This window comes from Flavobacterium sp. (assembly GCF_036741995.1).
Taxonomy (GTDB): domain Bacteria; phylum Bacteroidota; class Bacteroidia; order Flavobacteriales; family Flavobacteriaceae; genus Flavobacterium.
On the sequence record NZ_DAINRG010000032.1, the window covers coordinates 1 to 26,456 of the forward strand.

The 26,456-nt window shown below is 38.9% G+C and carries 15 protein-coding genes; 6 read left to right on the plus strand and 9 right to left on the minus strand.

All coding sequences use genetic code 11. The features are described from left to right. Positions 1–2,743 (minus strand): fibronectin type III domain-containing protein (locus V7D82_RS09735; protein WP_333600786.1); only part of this gene is annotated, 2,743 nt, incomplete at its 3' end. Positions 2,744–3,335: 592 nt separating this feature from the next. Between V7D82_RS09735 and V7D82_RS09740 the strand changes: the two genes are divergently transcribed. The 4 genes from V7D82_RS09740 (at position 3,336) to V7D82_RS09755 (ending at position 15,338) form a co-directional block, all read left to right on the plus strand. Further along, positions 3,336–7,889, plus strand: a complete 4,554-nt coding sequence (locus V7D82_RS09740; RefSeq protein WP_333600787.1) for a fibronectin type III domain-containing protein — start codon at positions 3,336–3,338, stop codon at positions 7,887–7,889. Between the two features lie 275 nt (positions 7,890–8,164). Continuing rightward, the gene (locus V7D82_RS09745; protein ID WP_333600788.1) at positions 8,165–11,422 is read left to right on the plus strand and encodes a CDC27 family protein; all 3,258 of its coding nucleotides are present in this window, start codon (positions 8,165–8,167) and stop codon (positions 11,420–11,422) included. After that, positions 11,388–13,355, plus strand: coding sequence for a DUF3857 domain-containing protein (locus V7D82_RS09750; RefSeq protein WP_333600789.1), 1,968 nt, complete (start codon positions 11,388–11,390; stop codon positions 13,353–13,355). Before V7D82_RS09745 ends, V7D82_RS09750 begins: the two co-directional genes overlap by 35 nt. Before the next feature lie 9 nt (positions 13,356–13,364). Next, positions 13,365–15,338, plus strand: a complete 1,974-nt coding sequence (locus V7D82_RS09755; protein ID WP_333600790.1) for a DUF3857 domain-containing protein — start codon at positions 13,365–13,367, stop codon at positions 15,336–15,338. Positions 15,339–15,400: 62 nt separating this feature from the next. Here the strand turns inward: V7D82_RS09755 and V7D82_RS09760 are convergent, their stop codons facing one another. Continuing rightward, positions 15,401–18,304: a T9SS type B sorting domain-containing protein gene (locus V7D82_RS09760; RefSeq protein ID WP_333600791.1), complete on the minus strand. Its 2,904-nt coding sequence runs from the start codon at positions 18,302–18,304 to the stop codon at positions 15,401–15,403. Positions 18,305–18,590: 286 nt separating this feature from the next. Here V7D82_RS09760 and hemN point away from each other — a divergent pair, with 286 nt between their 5' ends. Together hemN and V7D82_RS09770 are read left to right on the plus strand one after the other, a co-directional pair. After that, positions 18,591–19,955: an oxygen-independent coproporphyrinogen III oxidase gene (gene hemN / locus V7D82_RS09765; RefSeq protein ID WP_333600792.1), complete on the plus strand. Its 1,365-nt coding sequence runs from the start codon at positions 18,591–18,593 to the stop codon at positions 19,953–19,955. 43 nt (positions 19,956–19,998) lie between these two features. Further along, the gene (locus V7D82_RS09770) at positions 19,999–20,730 is read left to right on the plus strand and encodes a sulfite exporter TauE/SafE family protein (protein WP_333600793.1); all 732 of its coding nucleotides are present in this window, start codon (positions 19,999–20,001) and stop codon (positions 20,728–20,730) included. 53 nt (positions 20,731–20,783) lie between these two features. On the opposite strand, the gene V7D82_RS09775 is transcribed toward V7D82_RS09770, so the two are convergent. The 7 genes from V7D82_RS09775 to ccoO form a co-directional block, all read right to left on the minus strand. Then, complete coding sequence (locus tag V7D82_RS09775; RefSeq protein WP_333600794.1) at positions 20,784–21,014, minus strand: YdcH family protein; 231 nt, start codon at positions 21,012–21,014, stop codon at positions 20,784–20,786. 25 nt (positions 21,015–21,039) lie between these two features. After that, the gene (locus V7D82_RS09780) at positions 21,040–21,744 is read right to left on the minus strand and encodes a sulfite exporter TauE/SafE family protein (protein ID WP_333600795.1); all 705 of its coding nucleotides are present in this window, start codon (positions 21,742–21,744) and stop codon (positions 21,040–21,042) included. Between the two features lie 3 nt (positions 21,745–21,747). Beyond that, on the minus strand, positions 21,748–22,203 hold the full coding sequence (locus tag V7D82_RS09785) for a FixH family protein (protein ID WP_333600796.1): 456 nt from the start codon (positions 22,201–22,203) through the stop codon (positions 21,748–21,750). Between the two features lie 15 nt (positions 22,204–22,218). Then, a complete protein-coding gene (gene ccoG / locus V7D82_RS09790) occupies positions 22,219–23,640 on the minus strand; it encodes a cytochrome c oxidase accessory protein CcoG (RefSeq protein ID WP_333600797.1) in 1,422 nt (473 codons plus the stop codon). 34 nt (positions 23,641–23,674) lie between these two features. Further along, positions 23,675–24,610: a cbb3-type cytochrome c oxidase N-terminal domain-containing protein gene (locus V7D82_RS09795; protein WP_333600798.1), complete on the minus strand. Its 936-nt coding sequence runs from the start codon at positions 24,608–24,610 to the stop codon at positions 23,675–23,677. A 19-nt stretch (positions 24,611–24,629) separates the two neighbouring features. After that, positions 24,630–24,797 carry a CcoQ/FixQ family Cbb3-type cytochrome c oxidase assembly chaperone gene (locus V7D82_RS09800; protein WP_333600799.1) on the minus strand — a complete coding sequence of 56 codons (168 nt, stop codon included), beginning with the start codon at positions 24,795–24,797 and terminating at the stop codon, positions 24,630–24,632. Positions 24,798–24,804: 7 nt separating this feature from the next. Next, positions 24,805–26,456, minus strand: a 1,652-nt coding sequence (gene ccoO / locus V7D82_RS09805) for a cytochrome-c oxidase, cbb3-type subunit II (RefSeq protein WP_333600800.1), incomplete at its 5' end; no start/stop codon positions are given.

A 26,456-nucleotide genomic window follows, 5' to 3' on the forward strand; every position in this document is an offset into this window, starting at 1 on the left:
AATCTTCGGTGGCATAAAAACGCATGGCTCGCATAGCAGTTAACACACTGTTTTCGTTTAAAGCAGTTGACAATACTACAGTTCTGGTCGTAGCGGTATGACCGTGTGTTACATTATGATTGTCATGGTCAATTGTTGGCCCTAAATGATAACCACGAGCTAACATATTGCGGTAAAAACTTAAATAAGCCATAGAAGATGGCGGGTCAGTATATGTTACATCGGTGGAAGATGAAGGACCATTTTCTACAGCTGAGCCCACTATAGCATCATCGGCGCTACTGTCGTAAGTACTCATAATTCCATTATAATCAGAATTATTTGGGTGTGCCAAAGTAGCGAAGGCATTGCTACCACTATAACTATTAATAACACTGAATAATCCTGTACTTCCGGTGTAAACAGATTGCGGCACATAGATATCGTACTGTCCGGCATCCCAACCCAAAAGTTTATCCACCCCGTAAACTACTACGTGTCCACCTCCCGAAATAACACCCCATTCCATTCCATACATGGCTAAGAAAGAAGAATTTGTTGCAGCCGCCGCTTGGGAACGACCTAAGGCATAATTAGCCAAAGACATACCGGCAGCCACATGATTGTGCTCACTAATGCCCAAGAAATCCATACAATTAGCCGTATCCCCATAAGCGAAATCCCCTGATGGCAAACCAGTACCGTCACTGTATTCACTATGAGAATGGAAATTACCAAAATAATAATAAAGTGGAGCTTCCAAAGTAGTAGCGTTTCCTGTTAAAGGGGAAGTTGCTTTGTATAAAGGCCCACCACTACAACTAGTATTATTATAACTAAACACATAAAAATAATAAGTGGTGCTGGCTGTTAATCCGGAAGCTACAAAAGTGTTGGTAGCCCCCATACTAACGACTGTAGCATTTCCAAAAGTAGTACCTGGGCTGTAGCTGGTTCCATTGGTCGGACTTGCTGTCAATGATGAAGCCGTACTGTATACTACTAAATATCCACTAGCTGAAGTAGTCGTAAAAGAAGCCGTTACAGTTGAGCTGGTTGTATTGGAAATAACCAAAGCAGTAGGTTGATTGGTTGGCGTTACACAAGGCGTAGCAATAGTTGCAAAACTACCCGTTAAAGGAGTTGCTGTTTTATAAGTGATTCCGCCACTACAACCTAGATTATTGAAGGAAAAAACAGTTACATAGTATGTCGTACTTGGTAACAAACCCGACAGTGATAACGAAGTAGACGAACTACTACTCAGCACAGTGGCATTACCCAAAGTATTACCCGCGCTATACGTGGTACCATTAGCCGGAGATGCTGATAACGATGACGAAGTACTATAAACCGTTAAGTAACCATCAGCCGCAGTAGCCGTAAAGGAACCTGTATTGGAAGTACTGGTTGGTGTTCCAAAAATTAAACCCGTTGGCTGACTGGTTGGTGCTACACATGGCGGTGCTATCGTAGCAAAGTTTCCAGTTAACGGACTCGTGGTCTGATAAACCGGACCACCACTGCAGCCTGCATTATTATAAGCAAATACGGTCACATAATATGTCGTACTTGGTGACAAACCCGATAGTGATAATGAAGTCGATGAACCACTACTCAGCACAGTGGTATTGCCCAAAGTATTACCCGAGCTATAAGTGGTACCATTAACAGGAGATGCTGATAAAGAAGACGAAGTACTGTAAACAGTTAAGTAGCCATCGGCTGCTGTAGCCGTAAAGGAACCTGTATTGGAAGTGCTGGTTGGTGTTCCAAAAGTTAAACCCGTTGGCTGATCACCCGGTACTACACATGGCGGTGCTATCGTAGCAAAGTTTCCGGTTAACGGACTCGTGGTCTGATAAGCTGGCCCACCACTGCAGCCTGTATTATTATAAGCAAATACACTTACATAATATGTAGTAGTAGGAGACAAACCCGATAGTGATAATGAAGTCGATGAGCCGCTACTCAGCACAGTGGTATTGCCCAAAGTATTACCCGAGCTATACGTGGTACCATTAGCCGGAGATGCTGATAACGAAGATGAAGTACTATAAACAGTTAAGTAGCCATCGGCTGCAGTAGCCGTAAAAGAACCTGTATTGGAGGTGCTGGTTGGTGTTCCAAAAATTAAACCCGTAGGCTGACCACCTGGCGCGCTACATAATGATGACAGCTGAAAATTCAAGCGATTAGAATCGGTAGTTCCGGCAGATTGTACAGTAGCAATAGTAGCACTACTCCACTGTGACGGTGTATAAGTTGCTGAAGGCGATGTAACGCTTGTACTTCTCACATAACTGATATCGGTAGCATTAATTCCTGTACCAAATTGATCGATAATATTGTTGGAAGCATCCAAAAGTGCTACTCCATCATTTCCGTTAAAATTGATAACTGTATTGCTGGTTTGAGCAGCACTAGCCGCAGTCAGATAGGCTATTTCAGTCCCGTTACCGGTATTTCCGATCAACACTGAACCAAAGGCCGGAATGGTAATGGTTAAATTAACGGTGCTGGATGGAGCTCCGGTGAAAGCAATAGTTCCAGTTGAACCGGTTACGGCCCACAGCCCCAATTTCAATTGTGGCGAAGCTGTATTAATAGCCGTATTACCGGTATTGGTCAACTCTATCCATTTGTTAGTACCTGTTCCCTCATAATATTGTGAAATTATGATTTGAGAGGAAGCGCTATACATTGACAAAAGTGTAATGCATACTAAAAGCCATTGCTTAACATAAAGTAATTTTCTATTCATCTTTTGTGGTATTAAGTTCAAAAACAATAAAAATGGACGATAAAAATATTTCTATTTTTTAATAAAAAACTAAAGAAAAAATTAGTTTTATACACATGTTATTAACAAATAACTATTTTTTTATAATTTATATTACATTTTTATCAATATAAGCTTCATTAAAGCAATCAAAAAAGTTTGAAAAATGTAAATTCTATAATTATTTAAAAAAATTATGTAATGAATTCCTCCTCATAAAGAAGCATCTTCGTAGAAGCAAAAAAGCAATGTTGTTTAGTCAAGAGAAGAAAGCAATTCACCAATAACAATTTGGTCCTAACAAATAACAGCGAAGCTTTTTCGACAAAAGCAAATCGTCTCGAATTATCGAGACGATTTTTTTATTTTATAATGTAGCAGGAATTACCATACACTTAAGTAAACTAATCAAAAGAAGCTTACAAATTTGATTTTTAGAGATTTTTAAAAAATTAGAATTTTTCAACAATTTTCCCAATTTATTAAACATTTATCAAAGAATTAATCACGTTGTATTAAACTTATCAATAAATGTATATATTTGGCTCCGCTAATTTAACCAAATAACCAAAGTATGAAAAACAAATTACTCTCGATAGCTTTGATGGCTATCACCAGTTTTTCGATGGCACAAACAGGAAAAACTACCTGGAAAACTACTGCTGGCAAATCTGATGCCATAGTAGTCGCCAACAAACAAACTATCAGAAACCCCAAATTATTTGAGCTGGATGTTACCGCATTACGACAATCGCTAACCAACGCTCCACAACGATTTACTGCCGGTAAATCCAATGTCATTGTAGCTTTTCCAAATGCGGATGGTCAAATGGAACGCTACCGAATTCAGGAATCTTCCAATATGGATCCGGCTTTGGCAGCCCGCTATCCGGAGATTAAATCCTATATAGGACAAGGAGTAGACACACCCACCTCGACTATCTATTTCAGTTTGTCTCCTCTTGGATTACAAACCATGGTAATCCATGCTGACCAGTCGGCAGAGTTTATTGAGCCATACACTACCGATCTAAGCACTTATGCGGTTTATCGCAAAACCGATAAAATAGCTTCCTTAAACAAATTTGAGTGCAAAGTAATTGCCGCAGCTCAAAACGATTTAGCCATATCAAACGCCAGTGTTGCGAGACCAAATGCTGATGATGCTATTTTGAGAACCTATCGTTTAGCAATGTCTGTAACTGGTGAATACACCGTATATTTTGGCGGTACTAAAGCGTTGGCTTTGGCAGCTATCAATAATACGATGACTCGTGTCAACGGTGTGTTTGAAAAAGATTTTTCTGCACGCATGGTGCTAATTGCCAATACTGATACTGTGATTTACACCAGTGCTTCCACCGACCCTTATTCAGCAGCAACTGCAGGAGCTGGCGGAGCTTGGAATCAAGAATTGCAAACTACATTAACAAATAATATTGGTAATGCCAATTATGATATTGGACACTTATTTGGTGCTTCCGGTGGTGGTGGAAATGCAGGCTGTATTGGTTGCGTTTGTGTCAATCCAACGGGCGTTGAGCCTTTAGGAAAAGGAAGTGGATTTACTTCTCCATCTGACGGGATTCCATCAGGTGATAATTTTGATATCGATTATGTAGCCCACGAAATGGGTCACCAATTTGGTGCCAATCATACCTTTACCCACAGCAACGAAAGTACCGGTGTACAAGTAGAACCAGGCTCTGGCTCCACTATCATGGGCTATGCTGGGATTACTTCGCTAGATGTACAACCGCATTCAGACCCTTATTTCCATGCGGTAAGTATTCAACAAGTTACCAATTATATTAAAACAACTTCTTGCCAAACCAACTCGGCTACCGGAAACTCCATTCCAACAGCCGGTGCAGGATTAGATTATACAATTCCGAAAAGCACTCCGTTTATGTTAACCGGAACCGGAACCGATGCTAATGGTGATACATTAACTTACGGTTGGGAACAAATGGATTCTCAAACAACAGCTGCAGCACCAAGTGCTACAAAAACAACCGGTGTAGATTTTAGAAGTTATAATCCAACAACTTCACCAACCCGTTATTTCCCTAAAATGGCATCTGTATTAACTGGTGCTACTACGACAGCAGGAACAGAATTGACAGTAGAAGCTTTGCCTTCGGTAGCTCGTACTTTAAACTTCAGATTAACGGTTCGCGATAACAGAGCTGGTGGTTCAGGAAACAATAGTGATGATATGGTCGTTACGGTTAACGCTACCGCAGGACCATTTAGTGTAACAGCGCCGAATACAGCTGTTTCGTACGCAGGAAATTCAACCCAAACCATAACTTGGGCTGTTGCCGGTACTACCGCCAATGGTGTGAATTGTGCCAATGTTGATATCTTAATTTCAACTAACGCCGGAACGACGTGGACCACTTTATTAGCGGCTACGCCAAATGACGGAACACAAGCCGTTACGATTCCAAACACTCCTAGTACTACTTGTAGAATTATGGTAAAAGGAACCAATCATATTTTCTTTGATGTATCAAACACTAATTTTACGATTACTGCCGGTTCAACTGATACGACAGCACCAACGGCACCAACCAGTTTGACTGCTTCAGGAACTACGCAAACTACAACAAATTTATCCTGGACAGCAGCTACCGATAACGTAGCCGTAACAGGGTATGATGTCTATAAAGATGGTGTTTTATTAGGTTCAACTACTACAGCAACAACCTATGCTGTAACTGGCCTTACCGCTTCAACTACTTATGCATTTACAGTAAAAGCTAAAGATGCCGCGGGGAATGTATCCGTTGCGAGTAATACTGCAAACGTAACAACTTTGGCAGCTGACACAACAGCTCCATCCGCTCCAACCACTTTAACCGCTTCAGGAACTACTTATAACTCGACTAACTTGTCTTGGACAGCTTCCACTGATAACGTAGCCGTAACCGGTTATGATGTCTATCAGGGAGCAGCAGTAATTGGCTCAACTACTACAGCTACAACTTTTGCCGTAACCGGATTGACAGGTTCTACAGCTTATGCCTTTACAGTGAAAGCCAAAGATGCAGCAGGCAATGTTTCGGCGGCCAGTAACACAGCTAATGTAACTACTCCGGCGGCTCCTATCACTTACTGTACTTCACAAGGAAACAGTACGGCAGATGAGAAAATTGGCAAAGTAGTTTTTGGAACCATTAATAATACTTCAACTGGCACAGCCGGTTATGAAGATTTTACAGCACAATCAACAGCTGCCACCAGAGGAACAGCCTATACCATTACCGTAACTCCGGCCTGGACAAGTACCGTATATCCAGAAGGCTTTGCTGTGTTTATTGATTACAATCAAAATGGTTTGTTTACCGATGCAGGCGAAACGGTTTGGAGCAATGCTGCTTCTACTACTACTCCGGTTTCAGGTTCAATTACTATTCCGGCCACAGCCACTTTAGGCAATACCCGTATGAGAGTTTCAATGAAATATAATGGTGTGCCAACTTCTTGCGAAGCTTTCTCTTATGGACAAGTAGAAGATTACACTGTAAACATTCAGGCTGCGGCTGCGGATACTACAGCGCCTACAGCGCCAACAAGTTTGACCGCTTCCAATACTACTCAAACTACAACTGATTTATCTTGGACAGCCGCTACCGATAACGTTGCCGTAACCGGATATGATGTGTACCAAGGGGCTTCTGTAATTGGTTCGACTACGACAGCTACTACTTTTGCCGTAACCGGATTGACCGCTTCAACGGCCTATACTTTTACAGTTAAAGCTAAAGATGCAGCCGGTAATGTTTCGGCTGCCAGCAATAGCGCTAATGTTACAACATTGGCTGCGCCGGATACTACAGCACCAACAGCGCCAACCAGTTTAACAGCTGCTAACACTACACAAACCACTACCGATTTATCTTGGACAGCGGCTACTGATAATGTAGCTGTAACAGGGTATGATGTCTATAAAGATGGTGCTTTATTAGGTTCAACCACTACAGCTACAACTTTTGCCGTAACCGGATTGACAGCTTCAACAGCTTATGCTTTTACTGTTAAAGCCAAAGATGCTGCCGGTAATGTTTCCGCAGCCAGCAATAGCGCTAATGTTACAACATTGGCTGCGCCGGACACAACTGCGCCAACAGCTCCAACAAGCTTAACAGCTGCTAATACTACGCAAACAACTACTGACTTATCCTGGACAGCGGCTACTGATAATGTGGCTGTAACTGGTTATGATGTGTATAAAGATGGTACTTTATTAGGTTCAACCACTACAGCGACTACGTATGCCGTAACCGGATTGACAGCTTCAACAGCTTATGCTTTTACTGTTAAAGCCAAAGATGCTGCCGGTAATGTTTCAGCGGCTAGCAATACTGCTAACGTAACTACTTTAGCAAATTCAGGCAATGCTACTGATTTGTTATTCTCTGAATACATTGAAGGTTCTTCTAATAACAAAGCCTTAGAGATTGCCAACAACACTGGAAGTGCCGTAAGTTTGTCTATCTATACTGTAAAAAAACAAACCAATGGTGCCGGTGCCTGGAGTACAGGTATTGCTTTAACAGGAACGCTGAACAACGGAGCTAAATTTGTTTTGGTAAACAGTGCTATTAACATTGCATGTTACAATGCGGCTAGCGCCAATGTGTCAACTGGTGGTGCTGAATTGACTTTCAACGGGAATGATGCGGTAGGGCTATTCAAAAACGGAGTGTTGATTGACATCATCGGGACTTTTGATGGTGGAACCGCTAACTTTGCTATTGACGTTACTTTAAGAAGAAAAGCTACGGTACTTTCGCCAAACACTACTTTCAACTTAGCTGGAGAATGGGATTCTTTTGCTACTGATACTTGTGGTGGTTTAGGCAGTCGTTTTGTTACTGCTGATGCTAACACTAATCTAAATGGTATCAGAATGTATCCAAATCCGGTGAAAGGTGATATTTTGTCGCTTACTACCATCACTTCAGGAAACTACAGAATCCTAAACTCATTAGGACAGGAAATGACTAAAGGTAGTATTGCCAATGGCACTATTTCGGTAGCTACTCTAGTATCAGGTATTTATTTATTGGAAATAACAGCTGAAGGACAATCCGTAGTGAAGCGTTTTATTAAAGAATAATCTTTACTCAATAATTACTACTGAAACAGTCGCAGGGATTTCCTGCGACTGTTTTTTTTATTTTAAAAACCCAAAGCAATACTTCGGAGAACCTCTCATAAAAAAGTTTTGATTTACACTAAGAAATAAGGTCGTTACATGAGATTACAACATCAAAAACAACCTGGTTTATAGCATTTTTCAGAATTCAATAAAAATACTATTGGCTTCCTTTTTTATTTCATTTCAAAGACTATTTATTTTATATTTGAGAGCTTTAACTTATTTATTCCGAAATGAAAAGTCTCTTTCTCTCCCTATTCCTTTTTGCTACAGCTACCCTTGTAGCGCAAACTGATTATTCTTTTGTTTACAATGCTGACTCCATCATCAAAAAGGGAGTACGGCTTTATGAAGAAAAAAAATATGCCGAATCCATAAAAGAATATAAAAAAGTAGATGCCATCGATCCTAAGTATCCTTCGGCTCAATATGAAATAGCGATGTCGCTGTTTGCTTTAGAAAAAACCGATTCTTTAAAAAGTCATTTTGAGAGAATTTACAAAAGCGATATGATGAAAAAACTTCCAACATTATACACCTTGTATGGAAGTTATTTGAGTGATGAGAAAAAATATGCCGAATCAGAGAAGATTTTCAAAGAAGGATTACTGACTATTCCTAACAGTAGCAATCACTTATACAATTTGGCCATATTGTATTACCGAGAAGAAAAATTTCAGGAATGTATAGATGTGCTTGAAAAAATTGTTGCCCAAAACCCTAACAGCGCTTCCTCTCATTATTTGTTAGGTGTAGTAGCTTTGGATAGCGGCAAAATTGCTGAAGGCAGCATGGCTTTGTTGAGCTATTTAGTATTATCACCAACCGGAAAATATGCCAAAAATGCTGTATTGAAACTGAATGCTAAGTTTGGGGAAAACTTCCTGGAGAAAAAAAATTATGTTTTTTCGAAAACCGGAGGCGATAACTTTGAAGAGCTGGAAACTATTTTAAGAAATCAATTGCCGTTGCGCAATGCCTACAAAATTGAATCCAAAATTGATGATGTGGTAACCCGACAAGTGCAAGCCATACTTGAATATTGCCAAACACACCAAATGGGACCTGGTTTTTTTGAAACCACTTATGTGCCTTGGTTAAAATCGGTTGCCGATCAAAAACAAATTGAAGGCTTCTCTTATTATATGTTATTGGGATTGGAAGACCAAATGGGCAAAACGCTCGTAGCCCAGAAAAAGAAAATAGAATCCTTCAATGACAATTTTATCGGAAAGGATTTTTGGAAAATTTTTGCCAAACGAAAAATGGATATTTTCGGCACTGAAAAAGAAGTGATTGTTTATCTTCAAAATGGAATTCCGAATCTGATTGGCACTATGGTAGATGGCAAAAGAGAAGGGCGTTTTAAATTGCTGAACAAATATGAAAATCTGGATGCCGATCTTCAATTTGAAAACAATGAACTTAACGGACTTCAAAAATACTATGAAGAAGACGGTAAAATTTCGGAAGAAAAATCATTTTTGAAAGGAAAATTGGAAGGCAAAAGAACCGTGTATTATCCGAATGGTAATATTAGTCTTGAAGAAAACTATCATGACGGTGAATTGGAAGGAAAAAGCACATCTTACAACGTAAATGGCGGCATCAATTGTGACGGGAATTTTTCGAAGGGGGAGTTAAACGGCACTTTAAATTGTTTACATCCTAATGGCGCTAAAAAATCGGAAAGCAATTATGTTAACGGAAAAATTGATGGCACTTATACTACTTACAACAAAGTGGGTGATATTATTTCCACAGAAAAATATGCAAACGGAGAACTTTCGGGCAAATACACCAAGTATTATGACGGAAAAGCCATTGAAGAAGAGGCAGATTATGTTGATGGTAAAGTCGTAGGTTCTTTCAAAAAATACTACAGCAATCAGAAACTGAAAGCGGAATATGTTTATACCAACAAAAAGATAACTTCTGCTGTAGAATACCATCCAACCGGAGTAAAATCGAGCGAATCGATTTATAACGACAAAGAAGAAATTGTGTCTACCACTTATTTTAATGAGTTAGGCGAAAAATATTATGACGAAATCTTTAACTCTAAAGAAATAAAATTCATCAAACAATATTCCAAAAACAATCCGAAACCAACAGAAATAAATCTGGCCAGAAAATCATTTGAAATCAAAACACTGGATGACAAAGTAATCATCACCGGAACTTTTGAAAGAGGAAAACGAAATGGGGAATGGAAATACAATTTCCCAACCGGACAGTTGCAATTAAGCAGCAATTACGTGAAAGGAAACCAGGTTGGGCTATCCAAATCTTATGGAAAAAATGGAAACCCTTATTCTTTCAGTAACTACGTAAATGATACTTTACAAGGGCGTAATGACATTTTTGATTCGCGCGGTTTGAAGAAAATTTTTTATTACAGTAAAGGGGAATTAAACGGCCCTTTTAAAGCCTTTTATTCCGATGGAACTCTTTTAACGGAAGGATTTTATGCCAATGATGAGCTTTTTGAAAACAGAAAAACCTATTCGCAAACAGGCAAAATATTATTTGACGACAGTTGCTACAAAGGAATCACTTTGGCCACAGATGTGTACAACTATAAAGGAGAAAAAGAAACCACTATTGTCTATTCCAATAAAACCGGAACCTTTTCTCATACATTCAATTCGGGCATTATTAAACAATCCTATGATTTGAAAAATGGAATTTTAGATGGAAGCTACAGCCGAAAAGACAAATTCAACAAACCCATTATTGAAGCGGAATACAAAAGCGGATTGCGCCACAACACTTATAAAGAATACAGTCCGAATGAAACCTTGTTGATAGAACAAACTTATTATAACGGTGAACTTAACGGCACAACTAAAAATTACGATTTGGCAGGGAATTTGAAGACTACTTCTGAGTACACTTTTGGAGATGAAAATGGCAAAACCATTCGCTACTATCATACCAAATCAAAATTGTATGAATACAATCAATTGGACAACAATATGGAAGGCGATTTCACTTACTACAATCAAAAAGGAGAGCCATTGGTTTCCATCTTTTATTTGAATAATGCGCCACAATATTATATGAAGCGTTCAAAAACTGGGCAATTAACCGAAAAAGTAATGATTGTAAACGAAACAGGAATTGTTACTTCTAACTATGCCAATGGTAAAATTGCCATTCAATTTACTTTTGACAAAGGCAATAAACAAGGGCCGTTAATCATTAACAATGAGCTTGGAAAACCGGAATACAGTGCTTTTTACAGAAATGATTTTGTTCACAATGACCGAATTGAATATTATGCCAACGGTAATATTTATGTAAAAGAACACTTTGTAGATAATGATTATGAAGGGTTACAGGAATACTTTAAAGAAGACGGGAAACCTTGGATCAAAGCGGAATATAAAAACGATGAACTTCACGGAAAAACACAATTGTTTACCAACGGCATTTTAACAACAACAAAAAAATATGACTCAGACTTTTTGGTTGACATCAGCAAATAAAAAACTTTTACTGTTGGGAATTTTCCTTTCGGTAAATGCACTATACTCTCAAACCACGTTTGAGACTTATAAAAAACAGTATCCGGATTTTAATGAGTTGATTGTAAACAACACTACTTCCTACTCTATCAGCATCGTAGATAAAAAACTGAAGGTGATTCAGGACAATCAATACGAAGCCATGATTCTTTCGGATAACGGGATTCAGAACAATAAGGAAACATTCTCTTATTCTGATTTGGTGAAATTGCTTTCCTATGATGCCTATACGGTGGTTCAGGAAAGAGGAAAAGATAAAAAGATAAAAGTCACCCAGGCATTAGAAAAGCAGTCGCGCAATGGCTCTGTTTTTCATGACGATGTCAAAACAAGACAATTGGTTTTTCCCAATCTGGAAGCCGGTGCCGAAAAAGTATATGAATATACGACTGAATTCACCGACCCGAATTTGATGCATAAATTCATGTTTGGCGATGTATTACCGGTGAAAAATTCAACGCTGGAAATCAAAACCGACAAAAACATCAATATTGGTTATGAGGTTTTTAATGATCCTAACCATACTATAGTGTTCAACAAAATTGAAAAGAAAGACACCAACATCTATCAATGGACGCTGAAAGACAGCAAACCTATTAAGTTTGAAAGCAATGCTCCGGGGATTTTGTACAGCATTCCGCATATTATTTTTTACATCAAAGATTACAGCGCCGGAAACAACAAAGTGGAACTTTTGGGCGACATCCAAAGAATGTACAACTACTACAGCGGATTTGTAAAAAACCTCAACACTACAGTAGATGAGCCATTGAAACAACTTTCACTTTCGATAACTGAAAACAAACCGACTGATGAAGAGAAACTAAAATCTATTTTTTATTGGGTAAAAGACAATATCAAATACATTGCTTTTGAAAATGGATACGAAGGTTTTATTCCCCGCGAAGCCGGTTTGGTTTATGAGCGTAAATTTGGCGATTGCAAAGACATGGCCAGCATCATCACTTCGATGGCAAAATATGCTAACATTCCGAATGTGTATTTGGCTTGGATTGGAACGCGAAACATTCCTTATTCCTTCAGCACTATTGCTACGCCGTCCACTACGGATCACATGATTGCTGTGTATAAAAAAGACAACAACTACATTTTTCTGGACGCTACCGATCAGGAAACGCAATATGGCATTCCGTCAGCCTTTATTCAAGACAAAGAGGCCTTGTTGTACAATGGCGATAAGTTTCAGATTGTGAAAGTACCGATTACTGATTCGGATAAAAATTTAATGAAAGATTCGGCCATTCTGACTATCAGAAACGAAAAAATAAGCGGAACTGGTCGTATCGAAATTTCCGGTTATAACCGAACCAATACGTTGAATCAGATTGGAGATTCGAGCAACAAGACTAAGTTTGAAATGATTAAAAGCTTAGTACTGAAAGGCAACAACAAATTCAATCTGAATGATTATTGCGAAGAAAATGTCAAAGAAAGAGACAAGCCTTATGCCATCAGCTATGATTTTGACATTGATAATTATATTGTCAAAGTCGATAAAGAACTTTATATCAATTTGTGTTTTGATAAATATTACGAAAAATCAACCTTGGAAAAAGACCGCGAAATGAATTATGACTTGGATTATCTGAGCAAATTCAACTCCATCGTAGAATGTGTTATTCCAACCAATTACCAACTAAAATACGTTCCCAAAGACTTTGAATTGGATAATGATTTATTGAAAATAAAAATTGTTTACCAACAAAAAGGCAACAGCGTTACTATGAATTCGGTAGTAGCATTGAAAAAAATAATGCTGGAGAAAAAGGATTTTGCGCTTTGGAATGAAACCGTAAAAAAATTAAAATCAAATTATTCGGAAACCATAATTTTAAAAGAAAAAGAACCCCTCGCTAAAAACCAAACTAAATAAAGAACACTTATGAAACTAAACATTCATGCTTTGTTGACTGGTGCCATGACCCTGCTCCTTTCTTCACAGGTAGCTGCACAAGATTTCAGCTTCAAAGATTACCATTGGGATGATAAAAACACCACTACCACTATTCCAAATCAATATAAAGACGAAAAAGAAGTCATACTGTTTCGAAATACTAAGATAGAATTGGCCGTAAAAGGCAAAGAAGCGACTCAGTATTATATGATTCATGAGAAAACCTATATCAACTCGAATGAAGCCATAGAACGCAACAATAAAATCTACATTCCATTTAAAATGGATGAAAGTGTATTGGTTACCAAAGCCCGGGTTATTCAAAAAGACGGGAAGGTAATTACGCTGGATAAAAAAGACATCAAAGAAGAAGTTGATGAAGAAAAACAAATCAAATACAACTATTTTGCCTTAACCGGATTAGAAAAAGGAACCGTTATCGAAACCATTTTCATGCTGGAAGAAGGCCCGGATTTAGACGGAAAAACGTTCCGCATGCAATCCAATGTTCCGATGGCGCATAATGAACTGCAGCTCATTTTTCCGAAGCATTTAAAATTTAAAACCAAATGTTATAATGGCTTACCGGAACCTGTAGCAGGAACAGCAAAAGACACGCTGAAAAGCACTTTAACCGTAACCGAAGACAACATTCCGGCTGTAGAAGACGATGAGAAATACTCTAACCGAGATGTGAGTTTACAGTTATTCCGTTATAAATTGGACGAGAATTTTTATACCGGAGCTAAGAATATCAACAGCTTCTCCAAATTTGCTTCCAATTTCTTTGAGCGCATTAATCCGGAATTGGATAAGAAAGAACAAAAAGCAGTAGACGATTTTTGCAGTCAGATACCAAAAACCGATAACATTCAAGACCAGGTTTGGAATATTGAAAACAAGATTAAAAAAACGATCACCTACAATCGGTATGCCGACAGTAATGAAACGATAGCTGGTATTATCAAAACCAAGCTGGCCAACCAAGTTGATTTACTAAAAATTTACATGGCGGTTTTAAAACAATTTAAGATCGAATCCAAAGTAGTGTTAGCTTCCAATCGATTTGATATTCCTTTTGACAAAAACTTCGAAAGCTATGAGAATTTGGATGAAGCCCTACTCTATTTCCCGGCCATAAAAAAATACCTGACGCCAACAGAAATCGAATACAGAATTCCGTTATTCCCGGATGTGTTGGGCAATAACAACGGATTATTCATTAGCCAAAAAGTATTTGGCGGAGTAGCTATGGGGATTAGCGACATCTCTTTTATTGAACTTCCATCCATAGAGGTGACCAATGATATTATGGATATTACGGCTGATTTTTCAGAAGATATGGAAAACCCAAAAATCACCACCAATTTGTCTTTTGGGGGCTATTCCGCTTTGAATTTTCAACCCATCAAAGACTTCGTTTCGGCAGAACAATACCAAACTATTTTAAAAGACATCGCCAAAAACTATACGTTAGATACTGATTATACTTCCTTAAAAACCGAAAATGATGGTGTGGAAAATATTGGCAAAAAACCATATATCATGAAACTAACTTTCGAAGGAAAAGAACTGATTCAGAATGCCGGTGGTAATTATTTATTCTCTGTTGGAAAATTAATCGGAAGTCAAATGGAATTATACCAGGAAAACAAAAGAACACTTCCAGTAGAAATTGAACATCCCCATTCTTATACCAGAACGATAACTATCATACTTCCAAAAGGGGCCAAAGCAAAGAATCTGGAGAAATTTATAATGGATGTTAAAACGCAAATCAACAATAAAACGGAAGCTGGTTTTGTAAGCAACTATTCTGAGAAAGACGGCAAAATAACCGTTACCAACACTGAATTTTATTCGGCTGTGAATTATCCTTTAGACAAATTCACCGATTATAAAAACGTAATCAACGCCGCTGCAGACTTTAACAAAATTGTAATCATGTTGAGTAAAAATTAAAACCAAATCATCCTTAAAAAAGAAACCCTCCGAAATTCGGAGGGTTTCTTTTTTATTTAAAATTATCGTTTCATTGAAAAATGGGATTTAAAAGTCTGCCAAACTATTTGGCCTGTAGCGTCATAATCCTTGAACTCCACTAAGAACCAATAATCTGTTGACGGTAACATTCTGCCGTTATAAGTTCCGTCCCATCCCGGGCTTTGTGGGCTTTGCACTCTTAGAAGCTTTCCGTAACGATCAAAAATGGATATTTTAGCATTCGGATGTGTATCAAAATAATAGATATTCCAAAAATCATTAACCCCGTCGCCATTAGGTGTAAAATAATTTGGATAGCCTAAAACCATCACATTTTTGGTGACATCTGTACAATTATTAACATCCGTAATAGAAACACTGTGAATGCCGGGCGTCAGATTATTGAAAATATTGGAGGCTTGGAAAGCAGAACCATCAACACTAAAAAGATAGGGACCAGTACCACCTTGCACCACAACAGTCATCGTGTTTTGTTGGTCAAATGTGTTAGTGATGTAAGCATAAAAATCTTCCACCGTTACGGCTGTCGACACTATTGAAGTTACAGCAGGAGCCACACAACCCGTTTGGTTATCCGTAACAACAACAGAATAGCTTCCTTCTGCTGAAGCGGTATAAACATTGGTAACTTCGTTAGGAATCAGGGTAGTGCCAAAAAACCATTGGCAACTAAATAAAGCGTCACTCAAACCAGTATTAAGAATTGCCGGTCTGAAAACAAACCCTCTCGGATCTTGACAAATAGCAAAATTAGAAAGCACTGGCGCCGGCAACGGATTAATAAGAACCGACGTAGAAACCGGTAATGGTGAACAACCTCCAATAGCTGGCATAGCATAAGTAATTTGGTGGATACCTGCCGTACTTGTACTTGGTGTTATACCTCCGGATGCACTGTTTATAGTTACTCCGGATGCGGTAAAAGTTCCACCAGTATAAGCTGCCGTTCCGTTTAGAATGACTGGTTCCGGAGTTGCAATTGACATGCAATAAGGATCCAAGTAACTAATTGTAGCCGTTGGTAGAAGGGTAATCGTAACAGTTGTACTAGTCGTTACACCAGAGCAACCTCCTCCGGCCGGAATATCATAATTCACGGTATAAGTTCCCGGTGTTGACAAACTTGGAGTAACTTCTCCAGTTGTGCTGTTAAGTTGTAATCCAGATGGGAATGAATTATATAATCCTGTTGAAATAGTACCGGTGCCATTTAATGTGACTGGTTGTGGAGTGGTGACCGTATTACAAAACGGAGTAGCATAACTAATCGTTGCTGTCGGAGCCCCAATAATGGTAACCTGAGTACTTGTTGTTATTGAACTACACACTCCTCCACTAGAAGGAACACTGTACGTTACCGTATAAGTTCCAGGTGTACTTGAAACCGGAGTAATGTATCCCATCGTTGCATCCAGTGCCAATCCGGCTGGCAATGCCGAGTAAGTTCCTCCTGTTATTAAACCCGTGCCACTGAGATTTACACTTTGTGACCAATTTATCAGGTTACAAAATGACGGTGCCGAATATTGTATAATAGCTTGTGGTGCCTGGAATATCGTTATGGTAGTCGTAACCGGCGGAACCGTACAATTATTAACTGTCGGTATCTGATAAGATATAACATAAGTTCCCGGTGTGCTGGTACTTGGATTAAAATCACCCGTTGCGGGATCCAAACTCAATCCGGGAACATCAGCGCTGTAAGTCCCTCCCGTATAGGCGTCAGTACCTGTCAAAGTGATTGATTTTACAGCGGTATCCGAAGTACAATAATTGCTTTGAGCATAACTGATTTGTGCCGTTGGCGCCATAAATACTGTTACAGTTTTAGTAATTGTACTGGAGCATCCAAAAGCATTAGAGGTAGTAAATGTCACCGAATAGCTTCCTGTATGAGGAAAAATATGGGTTGGATTATGATCGCTTGAAGTCGTTCCGTCACCGAAATCCCAATGATAAGTATCTAACAAAGTTAAGTTTGACAATACTGTGGTGTCACTAAAAACAGCATCATTATAACAGGCATTCGTAATAGCAAAATCGGCTAATGGATCTTCTAACTGCAATACTGTTGAAATGTTAACCGTACAACCTGTTACCGAAGTCATAGTACAAGTATAATTCAATCCTGCATTTGGATTATTAACTATAATGGATTGAGTGGTTGCCCCTGTATTCCACAAATAAGTAAATCCAATGGGAGCTGTTAATTGTGCTGCAAAAGACCCCGAACAATAAGTGGCTGAAATTTGCAAAGGAGAACAATAAGCATCCACATAAGCATAGCCAAAATGAGCTCCCGGCAGGCAATCGCCAGTCTCAAATTCAACAGTTATGGTTTGTCCCATAAAAGCACTTAGATTAAGTCCAACCGTGGTCCAATCTCTGTAACGGACATCCCCGTTATTAGTAGTAGTACAGGTTTGAAAGCCAGCCAATCCTGCTCCGGCCACTACTGTATACACACCACAAACCGGGTCAATTAATTGTCCAGCCGCGTTTAAAACCCTAACCTGAAAACGGGGTTGTTCTGAAGGAGTATGACCTGGATCTTGCAACACTACAGCATATTTGTAAATAAAGAGTGAAGAAGACGGTGTTACCGTCATAGTGTATGAAAGAGTTTCCGCTTCAGAACCTGTATTGTCGTTTCCTACTCTGGCAGAATAAAGGCCTCCCGGAGATACTACATGTACGACATCGCAAGTATTGGGGTCCGTACCGGTGCCACTCATAATGGTGTGCCTGCCATTTACAATTCCTGAAGGTGTAGTGAATATGGGACAACAATACCCTGTTTGTCCTTGCCATCCTGACATGTCACCCGATTCAAAATCGGAATTAGGACAAGAAGAACCTTGTGAGTATACTTGAGCCGTTAAAAATGCTATTACTAGAGCTAGGGTGAGTTTAAAGGTTTTCAATGGTAGTGTTTTAGTATTGGCTTATATTTTTATTGATTTCAATGTTGACAGATTTGTAAAAAATAATTACAAAGTGATAAATATAATTAAATATTTCTTACAAATAAAAATGAAAATAGTATTCTTATGTTAAATCTCTTCCCAAAAAACAAACTTAGAACTCAACTAAGGCCAAAATCAATCTTAATAACTCCTTCATTTAAATGAAAACTTATTGGGCAATATGACAATTGTCATTTTTAAATTAGCAAGAGCCTAGTACTTTTGACCTTACAAACAATAGGCTATGTCAATTTCATTAGTGCAAAAATACAATGTTCCGGGGCCGAGATACACCAGTTATCCAACGGTTCCTTATTGGGATGAAGTTTCCTTTTCTTCTGAAAAATGGAAACAAACACTATTAAAAAGTTTTCAGGAGAGCAACAGCACCGAAGGGATTAGCCTCTACATTCATTTGCCGTTTTGTGAAAGCCTCTGCACATTTTGTGGTTGTCACAAACGCATCACCAAACGTCACGAAGTAGAACATCCCTATATCGAAGCCGTATTGAAAGAATGGCACTTGTATTGTAATTTATTTCCTGAAAAACCAATAATCAAAGAAATCCATTTGGGTGGTGGCACCCCTACTTTTTTCTCTCCCGACAACTTAGAGCGATTAATTACCGGAATTTTAAGCCGTACCGAAAAAGCCGAACACTATGAATTCAGTTTTGAAGGCCATCCCAATAATACCACTAGAACTCATTTGCAAAAATTATACGACTTAGGCTTTCGCAGAGTTAGTTTCGGGGTGCAGGATTATGCCGAAAAAGTGCAAAATGCCATCCACCGAATCCAGCCGTTTCACAATGTCGCCAAAGTAACCTTTTGGGCAAGAGAAATTGGGTATACATCTATTTCCCATGATTTGGTTTTTGGTTTACCCTTCCAAACCCTGGAAAATGTAATGGATACCATTGACAAAACCAATTCACTTTCCCCAGACCGATTAGCATTTTACAGCTATGCCCATGTACCCTGGATAAAAGGCAACGGGCAACGCGGCTTTAAAGATGAAGATGTGCCCAAAGATGATGAAAAACGCCAATTGTATGAAGTTGGGAAAGCCTTATTAGCACAAAAAGGTTATTACGAAATCGGGATGGATCATTTTGCTACTGCGAATGACACTATGTACAATGCCTTTAAAGACGGAACTTTACATCGCAATTTCATGGGCTATACTGCTTCCAAAACCCAACTAATGATTGGCTTAGGCGTTTCATCCATCAGCGATAGCTGGTATGCTTTTGCTCAAAATGAAAAAGAATTGGAAGCCTACTACGCTCGATTATCACAAAATGAATTGCCGATTCTCAGAGGGCATGTACTGTCTGCTGAAGATTTGATTATCCGCAAACACATCCTGAATCTGATGTGCCAGTTTTGCACTGCTTGGGACAGCAAAGAATCTTATTTCCAAGAATTACTGGAAGTACTACAGCAACTAACCGAGATGGAAAACGACGGCTTAGTGATTATAGACGATAAGTCATTACTCGTGACCGAAAAAGGCAAACCCTTTGTGCGCAACATCTGTATGGCTTTTGATTTACGATTAAAACGCAATGCTCCCAAAACCCAATTGTTTTCCATGACGGTCTAGGTACTTTTTAGTATCTTTAATATCATTTCTAAAAGCATTCCGATTGGATTATCTCGTTTATTTTATACTACTGGCGCTGGTGGCCGAAATCCTGGGAACTGTTGGTGGTTTTGGATCTTCCTTATTCTTTATTCCTATTGCGAGTTATTTTCTGGATTTTCATTCTGTATTGGGGGTTACGGCTATGTTTCATGTCTTAAGCAATCTGACCAAAATTGGTTTCTTCCACAAAGGTTTTGACAAAAAACTGATTGTCACCTTGGGAATTCCGGCGGTGGTTTTTGTTATTATTGGGGCTTATCTAAGTCGATTTATAGCTACCAAATGGCTGGAAATGAGCTTGGCTGTATTTCTGATTTTACTAAGTTCCTGTTTTCTGTTTTTCAAAAACTTTGTCATTAAACCGACCACTTTCAATAGTGTGAGCGGTGGGATAACCTCCGGATTCATTGCCGGGATTTTGGGAACCGGTGGCGCTATCAGAGGGATGACCTTGGCAGCCTTTAATTTGAAAATGGAAGTCTTTATTGCCACCTCTGCCATCATCGATTTAGCGATTGACAGTAGTAGAACCGTAGTTTATGGACTTAACGGCTATATCCACAAAGACGATTTGTATCTGATTCCGATACTATTGGTGGTGAGCATCATCGGGACATTTATCGGCAAAAAAATACTAGAAAAAGTTTCGGAAGAACAGTTTAAAAAAACCGTATTGATTTTGATTTTAATCACCGGAATCATAACAGCCGTAAGAGTACTACAAACCATTTGACACAAAAAAACCACGTACTCAACGTGGCTTTTCCTCTCAACTAACTTTCTAAATTATCTATTCAAATGGGAATAAATTTCGTCTTTCATGAACAATAGTTTGGCTTTTAATTCATGCGTAAATTGGTCATTGGCAATTTCCGAACCCATGTTAATTCGGTGAATCTGATGTTCTATTTCGTGATAGTCGTCAAACAATTTCCTAAACGTACTATCAGAAATTTTCAGCTCATGAATCTTTTCCTTGTATTCGGGGAATTCGTGTAATAAATCGTGTTTTTCCATGCTATATTGTTTTGGTTATTGATTCTTATTTATGGCAATTGGCAGCCGCTTGAACAAACAAATGCAGATTACCCGGCGACACATAGGCGATGTCTAATCCCATGCCTCTCAAGACAAAAAGTATCCCGATGACTGCGGTAACTAAAGGTACAACTTTTTGTAATTTGTTTCGAAAAGGCAGCGTTAAAAAATTGGATACATAAACCACAGCACTCATTAAAGGAATCGTTCCGGCTCCGTATAGCAACATGTACACGGTACTCAAACCTACATTTTGCATAGCAATAGCACCAAACAAAGCGGCATAAACCAATCCACAAGGGAGTAATCCGTTAAACAATCCTATGGTGAACAAAGCATCCGGGGTTTTTCTTTTGAATTGATTGCCGAGATTGGTTTTTACTTTTGAAATGACTTTGAATACGGGTCTGGAGAAATTATAGTTGGCCAATATTTTCTCGGGAATAATCGCCATAACTATCATTAAAACCCCCACTACAATGGAAATTCGTTGCTGAATTCCGGCTAAATACAGTCCTTTTCCCAATAGTCCGAAAAGAAATCCGAGAGTTGCATAGGAAGTCAATCTTCCGGCGTGATACAATAGGATTTGGAATGCTTTTTGGGTAGGATTGTTTCTGGATACCGGTAACATCATCGCTATCGGTCCGCACATACCCACGCAGTGCAAACTGGAAATTAAACCGAATATTAGTGCGGTGTAGAGCATGACTTACTGAAAATAAACTTCTTCTTTATTCAAATAAGATTTCCCGTCATAGGTCCATGCCACAGTAATATCCCAAAGACCGCCCACCAGATTCTTTTTAGGTATGAGCAAATCGGAGTTAGATAATGCAATTGGGTTAGCAAAATCCAACTTTTTGTTGGACGGTCTGTAAAGGGATACTGTTCCTTTAATCTTTTTAAAATCTAAATCTTTGGGAAAACTAACGGTTATCCCTTCCGCAGTGTTGGCAATGGCTAGCTTTTGAGGTAAAGCATTCGCATTTTGTTCACTGTTAATATCATTTTGCACCAAAGCTTCTTTTTTATAATATTCTTCGGTAACTAACTCATTGTCATATTTGCTGTCCGATTGTACTCGGAATACAAAAAACAATATAAAACTCATAAATAAAGCAAACGCTATCACGATTGCTGTTCCCCAATTAATTTTAATGCTCATACCTTTAAATTTGTGCTAATCGAAACTTCTTGGTCCAAGAAAATTGGTGGTTTCGGTATCGATTAACTTGTTGTCATTGTAAACTTCTAATACTAACTTTGTTTTGTCACTTTCCAAAAGTGCTTCTTTGATTTCGATAAACATCGTTCCTTCGGTGATGCCTTCTCTTGCCACTTTAAAATAACGAGGTCCTACCATTTTGACTTCGCCTTTTTGATTGACTAATTCGATGTGCACTTTATCAAAGTTGATGTTCATTTTATTGACGATTTTGAACGTATACACATTACTAATCTTATCGCCTTTGTGCTGAAACAATTGTCCCGGAAGACGCAATATTGTTGCTTCGACCTCATTTCTCAGGAACAGCATTCCGATGAAAACACCGGTCAGAATTGCAAGTATCGCTACATAGCCTTTCATTCTATTGGTGAAAACGAATTTTTCTTTTTTGACAATTTCATCTTCACTCGCATAACGAATCAGTCCTTTGGGCAAGCCGACATTTTCCATCATACTGTCGCAAACATCAATACAGGCGGTGCAATTCACACATTCCATTTGCGTTCCGTGACGGATGTCGATTCCGGTTGGACACACATGCACACACAAACTGCAATCAATACAGTCGCCTTTACCTGATGCTGCTCTGTCTTCCTTTTTATTGAATTTGGCTCGGCCCAATTCTTTTTCTCCACGAACATAATCGTACGCCACATTAATGGATTTATTATCTAATAAAACCCCTTGCATTCTGCCATAAGGACAAGCGATAATACACACTTGCTCCCTAAACCAGGCATAGATGAAATAAAATACGGCTGTAAAAATCAATAAAGCAATGAGCGTAGAGGTGTTATTGGCGGGACCTTCTTTAACTAACAGTATTAATTTATCACTGCTGATTAAGTAAGCCAAAAACACATTGGCTATCCAAAACGAAATGACAAAAAAGATAAACCATTTGGTCAGCCGCTTTCTGATTTTCTCCGCATTCCACTGTTGTTTGTCCAAACGAATCTGAGCCCCGCGATCACCGTCAATCCAAAATTCTACACGGCGAAATAGCATTTCCATAAAAATGGTTTGCGGACAGAACCAACCGCAGAATATTCGGCCAAAAGCCACTGTAAACAATGTCAAACCTACTACGCCGATAATCATAATGATGACGAAGATGTGAAAATCCTGTGGCCAAAAAGGAAAACCAAATAAGTTAAATCGACGTTCCAACACGTTGAACATCATAAACTGATGGTGATTTACTTTTACGAATGGCGCAGCAAACAGAAACAGCAGCAAGAAATAACTCAGCCATTTTCGGCGATCGTATAATTTCCCTTTGGGTATTTTCGGAAAAATCCAAGCTCTCTTCCCTTTGGCATCAATAGTACTGATACTATCTCTGAAATTATCCTCTTCGTGCTCGTTGGACATGGTTTTTGTTTTTTATTAAAAACGGTTACTTCAATTATTTTGTCGCTACTTTAGTGCTATCCGTTACTGTTTTAGTTGCCGGTGCCGCATCGTCTTTCCATTCAACAGCTTCTGTTTCTGTAGGTTTTGGGTTTGCCGGATTTGAATCTTGTAAGGAAAGCACATAACTAGCCACTTTTTGAATATCAGAGGGTTTGATGGTAGTTTTCCAGGAAACCATTCCTTTGCCATCACGACCACCTTCCATAATCGTGTTGAATACATTTTTGATGCCGCCACCGTTTATCCAGAAATGGTCGGTTAGATTTGGGCCAATTTGTCCACCGGCATCGGCGCGGTGACACGGAATACAATTGGCCGTAAAGATGGCTTTACCGGCAGCAATACTCGGAGCATCGGTCAATAAGGTTACTTTGTCTTTACTCATCATATCCGGAGCGGTTTTCATGTAAGCATCTACCGAAGCTTTGGCTTCTTTCATTTCGGTTTGAAATTCCTGCTCCTGATTGTAATCGCCAACAATATGAAAACGCACCAAATAAACCGCTGCAAAAACGATTGTGGCATAGAAAGAATACACCCACCAAGGCGGTAATACATTATCTAACTCCCGAATACCGTCGTAATTGTGGTCAAGCAGCAAATCGGCTTCTTGTTCTAATTCGTTGGAACGGGTTAATTTTTTTAGCAGTTTTTTATAAAAAGTGCTTTCCGTAAAAGGTAATGATTGCGCTGCTTCCAATTGTTTTTTCTGTTCATCAGTCAACATGTGATACGTAACATTATCAACAGCACTGATTACCATTTCGATGGCAATCAACAAGAAAAGAAATACGACTAAAAACAAACCTACCATTGGGTATTTGATAAAAGCCGGGCGATCACCAGAGTCGATAAAATATTCCATTGCCGCAAAAACACAGGCAAAAATCAAAGGGACTCTGACATATACTGGGATTAATTTTTTCATGATTGTAACTTTTGGTTAATTATTCTTTGATAGGTAGTTCGCTTAGTTCCTGAATGGTTTCTTTTTTATAGGTAAACACCCAAAAGAACAGACCTACAAAAAAGGTAAAGCAAATCAGCAGGGAGATGATTGGATATATCGCTACACCCGCTATGGTTTCTAAATTATGTTGTACAAACTTTAACATGGCTTTCCTATTTATTATTTTTTACTTTGATATCCGTTCCTAAGCGTTGTAAATAAGCAATCAAGGCTACGATTTCTCTGTCTTTCATTGGTACAAAAGCTTCTCCTTTAGCAGCTGCTTTAGCTTTGCTGGCTTCGTATGATTTTACAAAGTCGGGATCATTGTATAGGTTTTTCTCGATGGTGGAAGTCTGTGTCTCTATACTTTGTTTGGCATTGGCAATGTCAGCATCGGTATAAGGAACTCCTAAGGTTTGCATGGCTTTCATTTTTGTTTCAGTACCAGAATAATCCATGGCTTTGTTAGCAAATAACCATTTGTAGCCCGGCATGATAGAACCCGGAGAAATACTTTGCGGATTCCACATGTGATTGAAATGCCAGTTGTCGTTGTACTTACCTCCTTCTCTGTGTAAATCCGGACCGGTACGTTTTGAACCCCAAAGGAATGGATGATCATACACATATTCTCCTGATTTAGAATAATCTCCATATCGTACAACTTCCGAACGGAACGGACGAATCATTTGAGAGTGACAGCCCACACAACCTTCCCGGATGTATAAATCGCGTCCTTGTAATTCAAGCGGAGTATAAGGTTTCACCGCTGCTATTGTTGGAATATTAGATTTTACCATAATCGTTGGTACAATTTGAATAATACCTCCAATTAAGATGGCAATAGTAGCTAAGATGGTCAATTGAATAGGACGTCTTTCTAACCAAGGGTGGAATTTTTCACCTTTCAATCTTCCTTTGGTAATTTTAGTTAATTCAGGAGCTTCGGCCAATTCATCTTCTACAGTGCTACCTTGTTTTACTGTTTTAATAACATTATAAATCAACACTAACATACCGATTAAGTATAAAGAACCTCCTATGGCTCTCATCCAATACATAGGCATGATTTGCGTAACGGTTTCCAAGAAGTTACCGTATTGTAGGGTTCCGTCCGGTTTGAATTGTTTCCACATGGAAGCCTGAGTAAATCCGGCTACATATAAGGGTAGTGCATACAATACAATTCCTAACGTTCCAATCCAAAAATGGAAATTGGCTAATTTTTCAGAATATAAAGTCGTTTTAGTCAAACGCGGAATCAGCCAGTAAATCATACCAAAGATTAGGAATCCGTTCCAGGCCAAGGCACCAACGTGCACGTGAGCAATAATCCAATCGGTAAAGTGGGCAATCGCATTTACATTTTTAAGCGATAACATTGGTCCTTCAAAGGTAGCCATACCATACCCGGTAATTGCTACTACGAAGAATTTCAACACAGAATCCGTACGCACTTTGTCCCAAACACCACGAAGCGTTAACAGACCGTTAATCATACCACCCCAAGACGGTGCAATCAACATGATAGAGAATACAACTCCCAGGTTTTGTGCCCAATCCGGTAAAGTAGAATACAATAAGTGGTGAGGTCCTGCCCAAATGTAGATGAAGATCAAAGACCAAAAGTGAATGATTGACAAACGATAAGAGTAAACAGGTCGGTTAGCCGCTTTTGGCACAAAATAATACATCATTCCTAAGAAAGGCGTGGTCAGGAAAAACGCCACCGCATTGTGTCCGTACCACCATTGCACTAAAGCATCCTGTACTCCGGCATAAACCGAATAACTTTTTAGTGCCGAAACCGGAATTTCTAAAC